Annotated in this window: 1 protein-coding gene; it reads right to left on the bottom strand. The window is 57.0% G+C overall.

All coding sequences use genetic code 11. From position 1 onward, the window contains the following. The coding region (locus tag H8A95_RS43450; RefSeq protein WP_229188509.1) for an AMP-binding protein at nt 1-572 on the bottom strand (572 nt) is incomplete at both ends.

Genomic DNA, 572 nt, shown 5'->3' with positions numbered 1-572 from the left:
ACGTCGATAGCAGCTTCCGTGGGACCATATAGGTTGTGCAGACCAGTCCAAGGCAATACGCGACGAACCTTCTGCGCAAGGCAGGCAGAAAGCGCCTCACCACTACACACGAGACGCTGCAGGGATGTGCAGCGATCAACACCCTTCGTGTCCATGAAGCCGTCCAGCATGGATGGTACAAAGTGTGCGGTGGTGATGCGTTGGCTGATTATCAAGTTTACAAGCGCATCAGGGTCTTTGTGCGCACCAGGAAGCGCCAGCACCAAGGTCGCCCCTTCAAGCAACGTCCAGAAGAATTCCCAGGTCGATACATCGAAGCCAAATGGGGTCTTCTGCAAGACAACGTCAGTCGCATTGAGTGCATAGGCTTTTTGCATCCAGATCAGGCGATTGATAATAGCCCGATGCTCATTCTGTGCCCCTTTGGGCGTTCCGGTTGAGCCTGATGTGTAGATCACATAGGCGAGATGGCGGGATGTGAGGCCAAGCGTGCGCGGGTCGGGGTCCGAAGCCGGCCGTTCGGCCCAGGCTGGCGTGGCCGTCTCCAGATCGACCACCGTCACATCAGTCGG

The organism is Bradyrhizobium oropedii, from assembly GCF_020889685.1.
GTDB classification, from domain to species: Bacteria; Pseudomonadota; Alphaproteobacteria; order Rhizobiales; family Xanthobacteraceae; genus Bradyrhizobium; species Bradyrhizobium oropedii.
The sequence above is the reverse complement of the archived record's forward strand: the minus strand, read 5'-3'. Positions and strand labels throughout refer to the sequence as shown.